The 14,531-nt window shown below is 69.1% G+C and carries 14 protein-coding genes; 8 read left to right on the forward strand and 6 right to left on the reverse strand.

Going from position 1 to position 14,531, the window contains the following annotated elements:
* Positions 1–90 precede the first annotated feature (90 nt).
* Both pheS and pheT read left to right on the forward strand, forming a co-directional pair.
* Positions 91–1,173: a phenylalanine--tRNA ligase subunit alpha gene (gene pheS / locus ACMVO5_RS13075; protein WP_416907929.1), complete on the forward strand. Its 1,083-nt coding sequence runs from the start codon at positions 91–93 to the stop codon at positions 1,171–1,173.
* The gene (pheT, locus tag ACMVO5_RS13080) at positions 1,170–3,557 is read left to right on the forward strand and encodes a phenylalanine--tRNA ligase subunit beta (RefSeq protein WP_416907930.1); all 2,388 of its coding nucleotides are present in this window, start codon (positions 1,170–1,172) and stop codon (positions 3,555–3,557) included. The genes pheS and pheT overlap by 4 nt, the downstream gene beginning before the upstream one ends.
* Here pheT and ACMVO5_RS13085 read toward each other — a convergent pair.
* Entirely contained in the window at positions 3,554–4,279 is a 726-nt protein-coding gene (locus ACMVO5_RS13085) for an OmpA family protein (RefSeq protein WP_416907931.1), read from the reverse strand. The two genes, pheT and ACMVO5_RS13085, sit on opposite strands and share 4 nt — an antisense overlap.
* 107 nt (positions 4,280–4,386) lie before the next feature.
* On the opposite strand from ACMVO5_RS13085, the gene ACMVO5_RS13090 reads away from it, so the two are divergent.
* Positions 4,387–5,697 (forward strand): hemolysin family protein, encoded by a 1,311-nt coding sequence (locus ACMVO5_RS13090; RefSeq protein WP_416907932.1) that lies wholly within the window; start codon positions 4,387–4,389, stop codon positions 5,695–5,697.
* 247 nt (positions 5,698–5,944) lie between these two features.
* On the opposite strand, the gene ACMVO5_RS13095 is transcribed toward ACMVO5_RS13090, so the two are convergent.
* Together ACMVO5_RS13095 and purD are read right to left on the reverse strand one after the other, a co-directional pair.
* A complete protein-coding gene (locus tag ACMVO5_RS13095) occupies positions 5,945–7,021 on the reverse strand; it encodes a phosphotransferase family protein (protein WP_416907933.1) in 1,077 nt (358 codons plus the stop codon).
* Positions 7,022–7,061: 40 nt separating this feature from the next.
* On the reverse strand, positions 7,062–8,306 hold the full coding sequence (gene purD / locus ACMVO5_RS13100; RefSeq protein ID WP_416907934.1) for a phosphoribosylamine--glycine ligase: 1,245 nt from the start codon (positions 8,304–8,306) through the stop codon (positions 7,062–7,064).
* A 122-nt stretch (positions 8,307–8,428) separates the two neighbouring features.
* On the opposite strand from purD, the gene xseA reads away from it, so the two are divergent.
* The 3 genes from xseA to ACMVO5_RS13115 are packed head-to-tail and all read left to right on the forward strand — an operon-like array spanning position 8,429 to position 10,753.
* Positions 8,429–9,784 carry an exodeoxyribonuclease VII large subunit gene (xseA, locus tag ACMVO5_RS13105; protein ID WP_416907935.1) on the forward strand — a complete coding sequence of 452 codons (1,356 nt, stop codon included), beginning with the start codon at positions 8,429–8,431 and terminating at the stop codon, positions 9,782–9,784.
* Between the two features lie 12 nt (positions 9,785–9,796).
* On the forward strand, positions 9,797–10,024 hold the full coding sequence (locus ACMVO5_RS13110) for a DUF2093 domain-containing protein (protein ID WP_416907936.1): 228 nt from the start codon (positions 9,797–9,799) through the stop codon (positions 10,022–10,024).
* Positions 10,025–10,027: 3 nt separating this feature from the next.
* Positions 10,028–10,753 (forward strand): 2OG-Fe(II) oxygenase, encoded by a 726-nt coding sequence (locus ACMVO5_RS13115; protein ID WP_416907937.1) that lies wholly within the window; start codon positions 10,028–10,030, stop codon positions 10,751–10,753.
* On the opposite strand, the gene ACMVO5_RS13120 is transcribed toward ACMVO5_RS13115, so the two are convergent.
* Entirely contained in the window at positions 10,750–11,244 is a 495-nt protein-coding gene (locus ACMVO5_RS13120; protein ID WP_416907938.1) for a GNAT family N-acetyltransferase, read from the reverse strand. The genes ACMVO5_RS13115 and ACMVO5_RS13120 overlap by 4 nt on opposite strands.
* Before the next feature lie 4 nt (positions 11,245–11,248).
* Positions 11,249–11,659 carry an arsenate reductase (glutaredoxin) gene (arsC, locus tag ACMVO5_RS13125; RefSeq protein WP_416907939.1) on the reverse strand — a complete coding sequence of 137 codons (411 nt, stop codon included), beginning with the start codon at positions 11,657–11,659 and terminating at the stop codon, positions 11,249–11,251.
* A 102-nt stretch (positions 11,660–11,761) separates the two neighbouring features.
* Between arsC and ACMVO5_RS13130 the strand changes: the two genes are divergently transcribed.
* Positions 11,762–12,829, forward strand: a complete 1,068-nt coding sequence (locus ACMVO5_RS13130) for a CaiB/BaiF CoA transferase family protein (RefSeq protein ID WP_416907940.1) — start codon at positions 11,762–11,764, stop codon at positions 12,827–12,829.
* Between the two features lie 21 nt (positions 12,830–12,850).
* Positions 12,851–14,008, forward strand: a complete 1,158-nt coding sequence (locus ACMVO5_RS13135) for a deoxyguanosinetriphosphate triphosphohydrolase (protein WP_416907941.1) — start codon at positions 12,851–12,853, stop codon at positions 14,006–14,008.
* A 155-nt stretch (positions 14,009–14,163) separates the two neighbouring features.
* Here the strand turns inward: ACMVO5_RS13135 and ACMVO5_RS13140 are convergent, their stop codons facing one another.
* Entirely contained in the window at positions 14,164–14,493 is a 330-nt protein-coding gene (locus tag ACMVO5_RS13140) for a GntR family transcriptional regulator (RefSeq protein WP_416907942.1), read from the reverse strand.
* Between the last annotated feature and the right edge of the window lie 38 nt (positions 14,494–14,531).

Raw genomic sequence — 14,531 nt, forward strand, 5'->3', positions numbered from 1 at the left:
GGCCGGGCACCGGCAAGACATCAAGGGGCGCGGCACTGTGAAGGTGTCGCGCCCTTTGCCTTTTTCAGCGCCAGCGATTAGGCCCCGCGCATGACCGACATCACCGAGCTTCAGGCCGATCTGCTCAGCCGGATCGCAGCTGCCGACAGTCTTGACGCCATCGAGGCCGTGCGCGTGGCAGCCCTTGGCAAGCAGGGCAGCGTGACCGCGCTGCTGAAGACACTGGGCGGCCTGTCGCCCGACGAGCGCGCGGTGAGCGGGCCGGCTTTCAATGGTCTGCGTGAAGCGGTGAGCGCAGCACTGGCGGCGCGCAAGGCGGCGCTGGAGGCCGCCGCGCTCGATGCGAAGCTGGCGGCCGAGCGGCAGGACATGACGCTGCCGGTGAGCCTGCCACCGATGGGCAGCGTGCATCCGGTCTCTCAGGTGATGGACGAGCTGGCGGAGATTTTCGCCGACATGGGCTTTGCGGTCGCCGATGGCCCGGAGATCGAGGACGACTGGCACAATTTTACCGCGCTCAACATCCCGGAGCATCATCCGGCGCGCGCCATGCACGACACCTTTTATGTGGAGGGGCTGGACGGCGAGGGCCGCAAGCGGGTGCTGCGCACGCATACGTCGCCGGTCCAGATCCGCACCATGATGGCGCAGGAGCCGCCGATTCGCATCATTGCGCCGGGGCGGGTCTATCGCTCCGATTCCGATGCCACCCACACGCCGATGTTCCACCAGATCGAGGGGCTGGTGATCGACAAGGGCATTACGCTGGCGCATCTGCGCTGGACGCTGGAGACCTTCATCAAGGCGTTTTTCGAAGTCGATGACGTGGCGCTGAGGTTCCGGCCCAGCTATTTTCCCTTCACCGAGCCGTCGGTCGAGGTCGATGTCGGCTATTCGAGCAAGACCGGCCGGCCGGCGGCGGGCGCGGACGTGGACAAATGGCTGGAAGTGCTCGGCTCGGGCATGGTGCATCCGCGCGTGCTGGCGGCCTGCGGGCTGGACCCGGCGGTGTGGCAGGGCTTTGCCTTTGGCACCGGCGTCGACCGGCTGGCGATGCTGAAATATGGGCTCACCGACCTGCGCGCCTTTTTCGATGGCGACCTGCGCTGGCTAAGTGCCAATGGCTTTGCCGCGCTCGACATTCCCTCCATTTCGGCGGGAGCGCGGCCATGAAGTTTGCCCTGTCATGGCTGAAGGCGCATCTCGACACGCGCGCCACGCTGGAGGAGATCACCGACGCGCTGACAAGGCTTGGCCTTGAGGTGGAGGGCGTGGACGACCCCTCGCAGGCGTTGGCGCCGTTTGTGATTGCCGAGGTGCTGAGTGCGGCGCCGCATCCGCAGGCCGACAAGCTGCAGCTGCTGAGCGTCGATGCCGGGGCCGGCCCGGTGCCGGTGGTGTGCGGCGCGCCCAATGCGCGGGCCGGCATGAAGGGTGTGTTTGGCCCGCCGGGCGCGCATGTGCCGGGGTTGGGCATCACGCTCAAGGTGGCAGCGATCCGCGGCGTCGAATTGCACGGCATGATGTGTTCGGCGCGCGAGCTGGAGCTGGGGCAGGACCATGACGGCATTCTCGACCTGCCTGCCGATGCGCCGGTCGGCACGCGCTACGCCGATTGGGCGGGGCTGGCCGACCCGGTGATCGATATCGCCATCACCCCCAACCGGCAGGAATGTCTGGGCATCCACGGCGTTGCGCGCGACCTCGCCGCCGCCGGGCTGGGCACGCTGATCGCACCCGATACGACGCCGGTGACGGGTCAATTTGCCAATCCGGTGCCGATTGCCATCACCGACCCGGAGGGCTGCCCGGCTTTTCATGCGCGCACCATTCGCGGCGTGAAGAACGGCCCCAGCCCGGCGTGGCTGCAGCGCTGGCTGACGGCGGTCGGGCTGCGGCCGATTTCGGCGCTGGTTGATATCACCAATTACATGAGCATCGCCTATGGCCGGCCGCTGCATGTTTATGATGTCGACCGGCTGCAGGGCGGGCTGACGGCGCGCCGGGCGCGCGCGGGCGAACGGATCGAGGCCTTGAACGGCAAGACCTATGTGCTCGACGAGACCATGACGGTGATTGCTGACGACGCGCAGGCGCATGACATCGCCGGCATCATGGGCGACATCGCGTCGGGCGTGAGCGACACGACGACGACGGTGCTTGTTGAGGCGGCATGGTTCGAGCCGACGCGCATCGGCGCCACCGGGCGCGCGCTCGGCATCAATTCGGACGCGCGGGCGCGGTTCGAGCGCGGGGTGGACCCCGGCTTTGTCGGCCCCGGCCTCGAGATTGCGACGCGGATGATCCTTGAGCTGTGCGGCGGCGAGGCGTCGGAGGTGACGCAAGCGGGCGCGCTGCCGCTGACCCCCAAGGTGGTGAGCTATGACCCGGCGCGGGTGCTGGCGCTGGCCGGCCTTGCCATTGATGAGGCGCGGCAGGCGGAGCTTCTGGGCCGGCTGGGCTTCGGCGTGGAGACCGGCGCTGTGTGGCGCGTCACCGTGCCGACATGGCGGCGCGATATTGGCCAGCCCGGCGCGGACGAGGCTTGGGACGGACAGGCCGATATCGTCGAGGAGGTGGTGCGGCTGCACGGGCTTGACGAGGTGCCGGCTGTGCCGCTGCCGCGTGCGGCTGGCGTGGCCGCGCCCACTGCGACCCCGGCCCAGCGCCAGAGCCGCCGCCTGCGCCGGGCGCTGGCGGCAAGCGGCTATCATGAGGCGATCACCTGGAGCTTTTTGCCGCCTGCGCATGCGGAAGCCTTTGGCGGGGCGGCGCACACGCTTGCCAACCCGATCAGCACCGACATGGCGGCGATGCGGCCCTCGCTGCTGCCCGGCCTGCTGGCGGCGGCGGCGCGCAACTTTGGCCGGGCGCAGGCCTCGGTGCGACTGTTCGAGCTCGGCACCCGCTATCTGGGCAGCGGCGAACGGCCGGCGGCAGCGCTGATCATCGCCGGCGAGGCGCGGGCGCGGGACTGGCGCAGCGGCGCGGCGGCAAAGCCCGATGCCTATGACGCCAAGGCGGCCGCACTCGCTGCACTCGCCACGCTCGGCGTGCCGACAGATCGGCTGAGCGTGCAGCCGCCGGCCGATGGCTGGTGGCACCCCGGCCGCGCCGGGCGGCTGACGCTGGGCAAGGCGGTGCTCGCTGATTTCGGGCTGATCCATCCCGCCACCCGCGCCGCCTTCGACCTCAAGGCCGAGGTGGCTGCGGTGGAGATTTATCTTGATGCGCTGCCGCCGGCGGCGCGTCGCAAGCCGGCGCCGCCCGCGCCCGCGCTCAACCCGCTAACGCGCGATTTCGCCTTTCTGGTCGATGACAGCCTGGCCGCTGACCAGCTGATGCGCGCGGTGGCCGGGGCCGACAAGGCGCTGATCGTGGCGACAAGGCTGTTCGACCGGTTCACCGGGCCGGGCGTGCCCGAGGGCAAGGTGAGCCTTGCCATCGAGGTGACGCTGCAACCGCAGGACAAGACGCTGACCGAGGCCGACATCACCGCGCTTTCGGACAAGGTGATCGCGGCGGCCGGCAAGCTCGGCGCGGTGCTGCGCGGCTAGTTGATCGCCGTGCCCGGCCGGGCCGTGGTGGGCTGGCTGGTGGCGGGCTGGACGCTCTGATAATCGGCCTCGGTCACCGGCGAGAGCTTGATCTCGACGCGGCGGTTCTGGGCGCGGCCTTCCTCGCTGTCGTTGCCGGCGACCGGGAACTGCTTGCCATAGCCGCGCGTGGCGATGCGCGCCGAGGCGATGCCCTGATAGGTGAGATAATCGGCCACCGCCTTGGCGCGACGCTCGGAAAGCTCCTGATTGACCTTTTCGGAGCCGATCGCATCGGTGTGGCCCGAGACGTCGATGAAGGTGCTGGGATATTCCTTGAGCGTGGTCACCACCTGATCGAGCGCCGGGCGGAAATCGGGCTGGAGGGTGGAGGAATTGAAATCGAAGGTGAGGCTGCTGGGCATGCGCAGGTTGATCTCGGCGCCCTCGCGCTCGACCTCGATGCCGGTATCAGCGGTGCGCGCGCGCAGCTCGCGCTCCTGCTTGTCCATGTAGTTGCCGACCGCCGCCCCGGCGATGGCGCCGATGCCGGTGCCGATCAACACTTCGGTGCGGTTGTTGCGCCCGCCAAGCAGCGCGCCGAGCAGCGCGCCGGCACCAGCGCCCGCCGCTGCCGTGGCGGCCGGGCGCGAGACGCTCTGCTGCCCGGTGTTGGGGTCGGTGGTGCAGCCCGCCAGAATGAGGCTCGCTGAAAGTCCCGCAAGGGCCAAGGTCTTGTGCATGTCATTCTCCCAAAAGGGCCGCCGCAACTTGTCTCTTCGCGGCGGCTGTGTTTTCGCCTAGACATGATACACGGTCCCCGGACGACCGCGCCACACTTTCGGAGCAGATGCCGCCCTTCCCCTGGTTCGACGCCGCCATCATCGCGGCGCTTGTGCTGCTCAACGGCTTTTTTGCCATGTCGGAGCTGGCCATCGTCTCGGCCCGCAAGCCGCGCTTGCGCGCGATGATCGACGAAGGCAGTACGGCCGCCGGAACAGCGCTGGCCTTGGCCGAAAACTCGGGCCGCTTTCTCTCCGCCGTGCAGATCGGCATCACGCTGGTCGGCGTCATCAACGGCGCCTATTCGGGCGCGACGCTGGCCGAGCCGGTGGGCGCGCGGCTGGCCGCCTGGTTCGGCCTTGCCCCCGAAACCGCGACCGAGGTCGGGCTGGCGGCTGTCATCATCGTCATCACCTATCTCTCGCTCATCATCGGCGAGCTGGTGCCCAAGCAGTTCGCGCTGCGCAGCCCCGAGAAGATCGCCGTGCTGGTGGCCCCAGTCATGCTGCTTGTCGCGCGGCTGGCCACACCCGCCGTCTGGGCGCTCGACCGCTCGACCAGCGCCGTGCTGCGGCTGTTCGGCCCGGCCGACGAAAATGGCCACAAGGTCACCGAGGCCGAACTGCGCTCGGTGATGCAGGATGCCGAAAGCGCCGGCGTGCTCGAAGCCGATGAGCGGGCGATGATCAGCGGCATCATGCGCCTCGCCGACCGGCGGGTGCGCGGCGTGATGACCCCGCGCGGGGAAGTGGACTGGATCGACGCCGATGCCCCCGAAGCCGATATTCGCGCCCGGCTTGCCGCCACGCCGCACACCCGCCTGCCGGTGGCGCGCGGCACCGTTGATGACATCATCGGCGTGGTGCAGGCACGCGACCTTGTGCAGGCGCTGATCGAAGGCAAGCCGCTCGATATCGCGGCGCTGGCCCGGCCCGCCCCCATCATCCCCGACGTCATCGACGCCGTCGACGCGCTCGCCAGCCTGCGCTCGGCCAGCATCCCCATGGCACTGGTGCACGACGAATATGGCCATTTCGAAGGCATATTGACCCCCGCCGACCTGCTCGCCGCCATCGCCGGCGTGTTCGCCTTCGACGCCGACGACGACGACGAACCCGCCATCGTCGAACGCGAGGACGGCTCGCTGCTGCTCGCCGGCTCGCTGCCCGCCGACGAAATGGAAGAACGCCTCGGCCTCAACCTCGATGATGACCGCGACTATGAAACCGTGGCCGGCTTCGTCCTCGCCCAGCTCCAGCACCTGCCCGAAACCGGCGAACACTTTGCCTATACCGGCTGGCGCTTCGAAGTGATCGACATGGACGGCCGCAAGGTCGACAAGGTGCTGGCCTCGATGCTGCCGCCGATGGACGATTGAGGGAGCAGAGGGCCTTCGGCGGTCGCTAAGGGCCTCCGGCGGCTGGGGCCTCAGGCCCCAGACCCCATCCATGGGCATGGGGCAAGGCGCCCGAATTCAGCGCCCGCGCGGAACGCGCATTCAAAAGCCTGCGGCGCGCGCTGCCGCTGCCAATTCCATCCCAAAATAACGAATGGGGTCTGGGGCCTGAGGCCCCAGCCGCCGGAGGCCCTGACTAACCGCCGGAGGCTCTTCCACCCCTAACCGATCAAGCCCCCAGCTTGCGCGCCTGTTCGAGGGCCAGGTCGGCGAGGCCTTCCACGCCTTCGGCCATTTTGCGGGCGTGGGCGGAGGTGGCGGTGCCGCGGGCGACACGGCCGCGGATGCCGTGGACGATGCCGGCGAGGCGGAAGAGGTTGTAGGCGATGTAGAAATCGAGATTGTCGATGCCGGCCCGCCCGGTGCGCGCGCAATAGGCGGCGACATATTCGGCTTCGGAGGGGAGGCCCAGGGCTTCGAGGTCCTTGCCGGCCAGCCCGGTCGTGGTTTCGGGCGGCATGCGGTACATCATCAGATGGTAGGAGAAGTCGGCGAGCGGGTGGCCGAGTGTGGAGAGTTCCCAGTCGAGGACGGCGCGGACCTTGGGCAGCTTCGCATCGAAGATCATGTTGTCGCAGCGATAGTCGCCGTGGACGACGCTGACTTCCTCGCCGGGCGGGATGTTGTCGGGCAGCCATTCGACCAGCCGGTCCATGGCGGGCACGCGGCCGGCGTCAGTGTCTTCGACATATTGGCGGCTCCAGCGGCCGATCTGCCGGGCGAAATAATTGCCGGGCTTGCCATAGTCGGTGAGGCCGGCCTTTTCGATGTCGATCATGTGGAGCTGGGCCATGGTGGCGTTCATGGCGTCGAAATGGGCGCGGCGGTCGGCTTTGGGCACATCGGGGAAGCTGGTGTCCCAGATCACGCGGCCATCGACACAGTCCATGATGTAGAACCAGGTGCCGATGACGTCATTGTCGGTGCACAGGCCGAAGGTGCGGGCGACGGGGAAGCCCTGACCGTAAAGCGCGGTGATGACGCGATATTCCCGGTCCACGGCATGGGCGGAGGGCAGCAGCTCGCCGGGTGGCTTGCGGCGCAGCACGTAAGTCTGTGTGGGCGTGACCAGCTTGTAGGTGGGGTTGGACTGGCCGCCCTTGAACTGTTCGATGGTGAGCGGGCCGGCGTAGCCCTCGACATGGTCGCGCATCCACGCCTCGAGGCGGGCGGCGTCGATCTCCTGTCCGGGGCGAACGGCGGAGGTGCCTGAGAATTGGGTCTGGCGATCAACGGTTTCGGTCATGGGTGCAGCATAGGCTGCGACAAAAGCGCTGTCGCCTCTCCTATTTGCCGATATCGGTGCGGAAGAAGCCGCCCGGCCAGTCGATCTTGGCGACCGCCTGATAGACGCGTTCGCGCGCCGTGTCGGGGGTGCCGCCGCGCGCGCTGACGGCGAGCACGCGGCCGCCGGTGGCGATCAGCCGGCCTTCTTCGTCGCGCCTTGTGCCGGCGTGGAAGACGACGGCGCCGGTGGCCTCGGCGGCCCCCACACCCTTGATCTCGGTGCCGGTGCGCGGGGCTTCGGGATAGCCCTTGCTGGCCAGCACGACGGTGATGCAGCTGTCGGCCGACCAGCGCACGGGCACATCTTCGAGCCGGCCTTCGGCGCAGGCGAGCAGCAGCTCGCCAAGGTCGCAATCGAGGCGGAGCATCATCGCCTGGGTTTCGGGGTCACCGAAGCGGACGTTGTATTCGATCAGCATCGGCCCGTCGCGGGTGAGCATCAGCCCGGCGTAGAGCATGCCCTGAAAGGGCGTGCCGGCGGCGCGCATGGCGGCCAGTGTCGGCTCGATGATCTCCTTGACGGCGCGGTCGCGCAGCTCATGGGTCATGCCCGGTGCAGGCGTGATGGCGCCCATGCCACCGGTGTTGCCGCCACGGTCCCCGTCAAAGGCGCGCTTGTGGTCGCGCGCGGTCGCCCAGACCTGCATCGTCTTGCCGTCGGAGAGGACGAAGAGGCTGGCTTCCGAGCCTTCCATGAACTGTTCGACAACGACCGGGCCCTGGATGAGGGCGAGGGCGGCAAGGCCTTCCTCATTCGAATCGGCGACGGTGACGCCCTTGCCCATCGCCAGCCCATCGGCCTTGACGACGACGGGCAGCGGATGAACGGCGACATAGTGATGCGCCTCGGTGGCCGAGGCAAAGCGGCGATAGGCGGCGGTGGGAATGCCGGCGCGCGCGCAGAGATCCTTGGTGAAGCCCTTGGAGCCTTCGAGGCGGGCGGCGGCCTGGCTGGGGCCGACGACGGCGATGCCGGCGGCGCGCAGCGCATCGGAGACGCCGCTGACCAGCGGGCCTTCGGGGCCGATGATGACAAGGCCGAAGCCCTCGGCACGGGCATAGTTGACGACGGCCGCAGGCTCTTCAATGGCCAGCGTTTCGGCGCGCTCGGCGACATCGCCGATGCCGGCATTGCCCGGCGCGCAGACGAGGCGGCGGACGCGCGCGCTCTGCTTCAGCTTCCAGCACAGCGCATGCTCGCGCCCGCCGCTACCCAGAACCAGAACATCAAGATCACGCGCCATGCCCAATCCTAGCCTGCTGCGCTGCAATACGAAAGCGGCAATACGGGCGAACGGGGGCGGGCAAGAGGACAGGAGCGGGCGGGCTCTTTTTATTCGGCGCGCTCTCCCCTATCGGTGGGGGAATGGAAAACATGCCGGAATATTCGGTCAGCGAGCTGTCGGGCGCCCTCAAGCGCACGGTCGAGACGAGCTTTGGCCAGGTGCGGGTGCGCGGCGAGCTTTCGGGCTTCAAGCGGGCGGCCTCGGGCCATCTTTATGCCGCCCTCAAGGATGACAGCGCGCTCATCGACATCGTCATGTTCAGCCGCAGCGCCGCCACCCTCGCTTTCCGCCCGGAAGACGGGCTGGAAGTGGTCGTGACCGGCAAGCTGACCACCTACCCCGGCCGCTCCAAATATCAGATCGTGGTCGAGCGCATGGCCCCCGCAGGCGTGGGCGCGCTGCTCGCCCAGGTCGAGGCGCGGCGGCAGGCGCTGGCGGCCGAAGGGCTGTTCGATGCTGGCCGCAAGAAAACGCTGCCGCATATTCCGCAGGTGATCGGCGTCATCACCTCGCCCACGGGCGCCGTGATCCGCGACATTCTCCACCGGCTGGCTGACCGCTTTCCCCGCCATGTGCTGGTCTGGCCGGTGGCGGTGCAGGGCGAGGCGGCGGCGGCGCAGGTGACGGCGGCAATCCGGGGGTTCAACGCGCTCGAAAAGGACGGACCCGTGCCGCGCCCGGACCTGATCATCGTGGCGCGCGGCGGCGGCTCGATCGAGGATCTGGCGGCCTTCAACGAGGAGAGCGTGGTGCGCGCGGCGGCTGCCAGCACCATCCCGCTGATCAGCGCGGTGGGCCATGAGACTGACACCACGCTGATCGATTACGCCTCTGACTGGCGCGCGCCCACGCCCACGGCCGCCGCCGAGCGCGCCGTGCCGGTGCGCGCCGATCTCGTTGCCCATATCGCCACGCTGGGCGCCCGGCTGGCGCAGGCGAGCGCGCGCAGCATGGCGCTGAGGGCCGAGCGGAGCCGGGCGCTGGCGGCGCGACTGCCCGCGCCGCGCCGGCTCATCGAGCTACCCGCCCAGCGTCTTGATGATCTGGCCGGGCGGTTGCCGCGCGGGCTGGAGGGCGCGCGGGCGCGGGCCGGGCGGCGGCTGGCCGAGGCCGGCGGCGCGCTGCGCCCGGCGCTGCTGGCGGCGCGCATATCGAGGGCCGGGGCCGCGCTGGCGGCCGCCGGGCTGCGCCCGCGGCTGCTGGTGCGCCGCGCCGAGCTTGATGCCCAGCGGCTGGCCGCCACCGCGCGGCTGCTCGGCTCGCTGGGGCCGGACCAGGTGCTGGCGCGCGGCTATGCGCTGGTGCTGGCGCCGGGCGGCGCACTGGTGCCACGCGCGGCAGACGCGCGCGCCCAGCGTGCGCTCACCATCCGCTTTGCCGATGGCGAGGTCGAGACCCAGCCGCTTGGGCCCGGCAGCCAGCCCCGGCTTCTCTAGAAAGGCACTTCAATGTTGTTCACCACCGGCCGCCTGGCCCGCCTCAACTATCTTTCCGGCTCCTATGAGATCGTCAGCCGCGGCGATCATGTGCTGTGTGCGGTCACCGGCCAGAAGATCCCGCTCGATGCGCTGCGCTACTGGAGCCATGAGCTGCAGGAAGCCTATGCCAATGCCGAGATCGCCTCGGTCCGTTACGGGGAGCAGCGCGCCAAGGGCACGCTGCCCGACCGGAGCTAGGCCGTGCGAACGCTGTTTGCGCTGTCGCCCGCGCTCGACACAGCGGCCATTGCCGCCGCCTTGAAGGCGCAGGGCCGGGTGCAGGTGCAAGGTGCGCTGACGGCCGACTCGGCCGAGGCCATTCATGAGGTGCTGTCACGCGGCACGGACTGGGGGCTGGCCTGGGCGGCAGCGGGGCAGGGCGGCAAGCATGTGAGGGGGGCCGAACTGCGCGCCATGGATCCGCAGGTGCGCGCCAGATTCGGCCATGAAGCGGCGACCGCAGCGCGGCAGGGCCAGTTCGCCTTTCTCTATGCCCAATATCCGATGATCCGCGCTTATAATGAGCGCTGGCAGCCCGGCCATCCGCTTGATCTGCTGCTCGAACATCTGAACAGCCCGGCGATGCTCGATTTTGCCCGCGCCGTCTCGGGCGATGCCAGCATCGTCAACGCCGATGCGCAGGCAACGCTTTACGCGCCCGGCCATTTTCTCACCCAGCATGACGATCTGGTGCGCGAGGAGGGCCGCCGGCTCGCCTATGTGTTCAATTTCGCCCGCGACTGGCGGCCCGATTACGGCGGCCAGCTCAATTTTCTCGATGCCGATGGCAATACGGCCCTGGGCCTGCTGCCGCGCTTCAACACGCTCAACCTGTTCACCGTGCCGATGGCGCACTGCGTCGCCATGGTGTCACGCTTCGCGCCGGTGGGCCGCTTCAGCATCACCGGCTGGTTTCGCGACCATTAGAGCGCGCGCTGCAGATAGGCGACATCGAGCCAGCGGCCGAATTTGCGCCCCACCGCCGTCAGCCGCCCGACCTCGCCAAAACCAAGGCCCGTGTGCAGCGCCAGCGAGGCCTGGTTGCCCGCCGCATCGCCGACCACGGCCACCATCTGGACAAAGCCGGCCGCGCGCGCAGCCTCGAACAGCGCAGTAAGCAGCGCCCGCCCGGCCCCGCGCCCGCGCGCTGCGGCGGCCACATAGATGCTGTTCTCGCAGGTGCCGGCATAGGCCGGCCGGTCACGGAACTGGCTGGCATAGGCATAGCCGATCACCTCGCCGCCCTGCACCGCCACCAGCCAGGGCCAGCCGCGCCCCTGCACCGCCGCCAGCCGCGCCGCCATCATCGTCGCATCGGGCGCCTCGGTCTCGAAGCTGGCGGTGCCGTGCAGCACCTCGGGCGCATAGATGGCCGCCAGCGCCGGCGCATTATCGGGGCAGGCGGCGCGAATCTGCATCGGCCTAGAGCTTGGCCGGCTTGCCGTCTTCCTTGCGGAAATCGTCTGGCAGCGTGCCGTCCAGCACCTCCATCACCTTCTCGGACGGGCGCGCCAGCACGATGCCGCCTGGCCCCATCACCACCGGGCGGTTGATGAGGACGGGATGCTCTTTCATCGCCGCCAATATGGCGCCGTCGGTTGCGTCTTCGAGGCCAAGGTCAGCGGCCGGCGTGCCCTGCACGCGCAGCAGCTTGTGCGCCCCACCCACTGCTTCGGCCACTTTGGCGACCACGGCGGGCGCCGGCGGGGTTTCGAGATAGAGCACGACTTCGGGCTCGACGCCGGTGGCGCGGATCATCGCCAGCGCGTTGCGCGAGGTGCCGCATTTGGGGTTGTGCCAGATGGTGACGCTCATGCCCGCCACAATCGTCATCGCGCTGTTTCAGTCAAGCCTCCCGCCCACCCTGTCACCAATGCGGCTTCACCCATATCTATTGCCGTGGCAGGAGGACCGGGCAAACAAAGGAGGCTTTTCATGCCAGGTCCGCTTCACGGCATCCGCATCATCGAGCTCGCCGGCATCGGCCCCGGCCCTTTCGCCGGGATGATGCTCGCCGATCACGGCGCGGAGGTGATCCGCATCGAGCGGCCCGGCGCGCGGCTCGATGGGCGCGATCCGCTGCTGCGTTCGCGCCGGATGATGGCGCTGGACCTGAAGTCAGCCGAAGGCGTGGCCCGCGTGCTGGAGCTGGCCAAGACCGCGCACGGCCTGATCGAGGGCTTTCGCCCGGGCGTGCTCGAGCGGCTGGGGCTTGGCCCGGATGCGCTGCATGCTGCCAATCCGGCGCTGGTCATCGGCCGGATGACCGGCTGGGGGCAGAGCGGCCCCTATGCCCAGGCGGCAGGCCACGACATCAACTATATCGCACTCGCCGGCGCGCTTCACGCCTATGGCCGGGCCGGCGAAAAGCCCACCCCGCCGATCAACATGGTCGGAGACTTTGGCGGCGGCGGCATGATGCTCGCCTTCGGCATGGTCAGCGCGCTGCTGCACGCTCAGAAGACCGGCGAGGGACAGGTGATCGACTGCGCCATGACAGATGGCGCGGCCACGCTGATGAGCATGATCTGGGGCTTTCGCGCCAATGGCATCTGGCGCGACGAGCGCGGCGTCAACCTGCTCGATACCGGCGCCCACATGTACGACAGCTATGAGACCGCCGACGGCAAGTTCATCAGCATCGGCAGCCTTGAGCCGCAATTCTATGCCGAGCTGCGGGCGCGCGCCGGCCTTGCCGACGACCCGGACTTCGACGCCCAGATGGACCAGCGCCAATGGCCGGCGCTGAAGGCCAAGCTGACCGCGCTGTTCAAGACGAAAAGCCGCGATGAATGGTGCGCGCTCATGGAAATGACCGATGTCTGCTTCGCGCCCGTGCTGTCGATGGCGGAAGCGCCCACACACCCGCACAATGCCGCGCGCCAGACCTTCATCGAGGTGGACGGCGTCATGCAGCCCGCGCCCGCGCCGCGCTATTCGAAGACCATCCCCGACACGCCGAGGATGGCCAAGGACTGGGACGAGCCTCTAAAGCAGGGCTGACCCGAGCCGCCGGAGAGCCCCTTGCCCGCCCCCTATGCCACGCGCCCCGAACGGGGCCGCCGCCACGCCGAGCCCGCCAGCGCCACGCGCGCGCCCTTCCAGCGTGACCGCGACCGCATCATCCACAGCACCGCCTTCCGCCGGCTGCGCTACAAGACGCAGGTGTTCGTGGCGCCTGACGGTGACCATTTCCGCGTGCGGCTGACGCACAGCCTTGAAGTGGCGCAGATCGCCCGCACGCTGGCCCGCGCGCTTGGCCTTGATGAAGACCTGACCGAGGCGCTGGCGCTGGCGCACGACCTTGGCCACCCGCCCTTCGGCCATAGCGGCGAGGATGCGCTGCAGGAGGCCATGGCCCCCTATGGCGGCTTTGATCACAACGCCCAGACGTTGCGGATCGTCACAAGGCTTGAATGTCGCTACCCCGGCTGGGACGGGCTCAACCTCTGCTGGGAGACGCTGGAGGGCCTGGCCAAGCACAATGGCCCGATTGCAGCACCGGGCTGGGCGATGACCGAAGCCGATGCCGACTGGCCGCTCGACCTCCAGACCCATGCCGGCCTGGAAGCGCAGGTGGCCGCCCTTGCCGATGACATCGCCTATGACAATCACGACCTTGATGACGGCATCCGCGCCGGGCTGTTCGCGCTCGAAGATGTCGCCGCCGCCGTGCCCTTCGTCGCCGATACGCTCGGCGAGGTGAAGGCGCGCTGGCCCGGTGTCTCGGCGCGCCGCCGCCTCGTGCCCGAGCTGGTGCGCGCCCAGATCGGCCGGATGACCGATGACCTGCTGGAAACAAGCCGCGCCAACATCGCCGCCGCCGCCCCGGCCTCGGCCGCCGAAGTGCGCGCCGCCGGCCGCCCGCTCATCGCCCTGTCCCCGGCCATGGCCAGCGAAACCGCCGCACTGAAGCAGTTCCTGCGCAGCCGCATGTATCGTCACCCCCGCGTCAGCGCCCTGCGCGACCCCTCGCAGCAAGTCGTCGCCGCCGTCTTCCATGCGCTCCACGGCCAGCCCGACGCCCTGCCGCCCGACTGGCTGGAGACGCTGCCCGCCGAAGAGCCCGCCCGCGCCCGCCATATCGGCGATTTCGTCGCCGGCATGACCGACCGCTACGCGCTTCACATCCATGAACGCCTGGTCGGCCCGTCGCCGCTGCCGGCCGATGTGGCGCTTTAGCTGGGGAAAGGGGCCTCCGGCGGCTGGGGGCGACGCCCCCAGACCCCTTGCCTGGGCTTTCGACGAATGATGACCGTCAGGGCCACGCCACGGATGGGGTCTGGGGGCGTCGCCCCCAGCCGCCGGAGGCCCTTCTGGCTCCACCCTTGGCGCGGTCAGGCGGTCAGGTCTTCGAGCGACAGGCCGAGCTCGCGCATGCGGGTGCGCACGCGGGGCCATTCTTCCTCGATGAAGCGGCTGCGTTCGCTGGCGAGGAGCCGGGCGGCGGCGCCGTCGGCGGCGTAGAGGCCGACGCCCTTGCGGGCGATGACGAGACCGAGGCTCTGGAGCTCCTGATAGGCCTTGGCGACGGTCAAGGGATTGACCCGGGCTTCGGCGGCCAGCGCGCGGACCGAGGGCAGCAGCGCGCCGTCACCCTGATCGAGGATGCGCGCGACGATGCGGTCACGGATTTGCAGGTAGATCGGTTTGTCACCGGAGAACATGGCTGTCTTATTGCCCCTATACAGTGGCGGCGTCAACG

This window comes from Polymorphobacter sp., from assembly GCF_048007885.1.
In the GTDB taxonomy this organism is placed as follows: Bacteria; Pseudomonadota; Alphaproteobacteria; order Sphingomonadales; family Sphingomonadaceae; genus Sandarakinorhabdus.